The organism is Streptomyces humidus (genome assembly GCF_014649655.1).
Lineage (GTDB): Bacteria > Actinomycetota > Actinomycetes > Streptomycetales > Streptomycetaceae > Streptomyces > Streptomyces humidus.
Window position 1 is genome coordinate 1 of the sequence record NZ_BMTL01000115.1, and the last position, 1,965, is coordinate 1,965.

The window sequence follows — 1,965 nt, forward strand, 5'->3', positions numbered from 1 at the left end:
CTGCGGTGACGGTGGACACGGCGTGTTCGTCGTCGTTGGTGGCGTTGCATCTGGCGGTGCAGTCGTTGCGTGCGGGTGAGTGTGATCTGGCGTTGGCCGGTGGTGTGACGGTGATGGCGGGGCCGGAGATGTTCGTGGAGTTCTCGCGGCAGCGGGGGCTTGCGGTGGACGGGCGGTGCAAGGCGTTCGGGGAGGGTGCGGACGGTACGGCGTGGTCGGAGGGTGTGGGGCTGCTGTTGGTGGAGCGGTTGTCGGATGCGCGTCGTCATGGGCATCGGGTGCTGGCGGTGGTGGCGGGTTCGGCGGTGAATCAGGACGGTGCGTCGAACGGGTTGACGGCGCCGAACGGTCCGTCGCAGCAGCGGGTGATCCGGCAGGCCCTGGCGGCTGGTGGTCTGAAGCCGGGCGATGTGGATGCGGTGGAGGCGCACGGCACGGGCACCCCCCTGGGTGACCCGATCGAGGCGCAGGCGCTGCTGGCCGCCTACGGCCAGGACCGCGAGCAGCCGCTGTTCTTGGGTTCGTTGAAGTCGAACATCGGTCATGCGCAGGCGGCTGCGGGTGTGGGCGGTGTGATCAAGATGGTGATGGCGATGCGGCATGGTGTGCTGCCGCGGACGTTGCATGCCGAGGAGCGGTCGTCTCGTGTCGACTGGGCCGGTGGGTCGGTGGAGTTGCTCACGGTGGAGCGGGAGTGGCCGCAGACGGGCCGTGCGCGGCGGGCGGGTGTGTCGTCGTTCGGCATCAGCGGCACCAACGCCCACGTGATCCTCGAACAGGCCCCTGACGAGGTGGCCGACGTGGAGAGTGCGGGGGAGGGTACCGGGCAGGGCCCGGTGTCGGCGCCGCCGTCTGTGCAGTCGTCGGTGCTGCCGTGGGTGTTGTCGGCGGCCGGTGGTGGACTGACCGCCCAGGCCGGGAACCTGGCGGCTTTCGTGGAGGCGCACCCCGAGCTGTGCCTGGCCGACGCCGCGCGGACGCTGGCCACCACCAGGACCGTCCTGGAACACCGCGCGGTGATCCTTGCCGCCGACCGTGACCAGCTGCTCCAGGCGCTGAACGCGCTCGCCGAGGACCGCACCGAGCCCGGCGTCATCCGGAACTCCGCGCAGGCCGGCAGTGGCACGGCCTTCCTGATCGCGGGACAGGGCTCACAACGTCTCGGTATGGGGCGGGAGTTGTACGAGGCGTATCCCGTCTTCGCGGACGCCTTCGACGCGGTGGACGCGGAGCTGCCGTTCGGTCTGCGGGAGATCGTCTTCGGTGAGGACGCGGAGCTGCTGGACCGGACGGAGTTCGCGCAGCCGGCCCTGTTCGCACTTGAAGTGGCCCTGTTCCGGCTGTTGGAGTCGTGGGGTGTGCGTCCGGACGTGCTGGCCGGTCATTCCATCGGTGAGCTGGCTGCCGCGTATGTGGCGGGTGTGTGGTCGTTGGCGGATGCGTGTCGTCTGGTGGTGGCGCGTGGCCGGCTGATGCAGGCGTTGCCGTCGGGTGGTGCGATGGCCGCGGTCGAGGCGTCCGAGGACGAGGTGCTTCCCCTCCTCGGGGACGAGGTGGGTGTCGCGGCGGTCAACGGGCCGCGGGCGGTGGTGGTTTCGGGCGTGGCGCAGGCCGTCGAGGAGATCACGGACCGCTTCCGCGGCCAAGGGCGCAAGGTGACGGCGTTGCGGGTGAGTCATGCCTTCCATTCGCCGTTGATGGAGCCGATGCTGGCGGACTTCCGCAAGGTGGCGGAGTCGCTGTCGTACGGGCAGCCGCGGGTCCGGATCGTGTCGACGGTGACGGGGGAGGCGGCGTCGGCCGAGGAGTTGATGTCGGCGGACTACTGGGTGGCTCATGTGCGGCGGCCGGTGCGGTTCGCCGACGCTGTGCGGGTTCTCGCGGAGCAGGGTGTGTCGCGGTTCGTGGAGCTGGGCGCGGACGGGACCCTGACCGCGCTGGCCCAGAGCGGTCTCGACGGCGAGG

At 70.5% G+C, this 1,965-nt stretch carries 1 protein-coding gene; it reads left to right on the forward strand.

The features are described 5' to 3' along the window. Nucleotides 1-1,965: type I polyketide synthase (locus IE239_RS41275; RefSeq protein ID WP_190154579.1), on the forward strand; the 1,965-nt coding region annotated here is incomplete at both ends.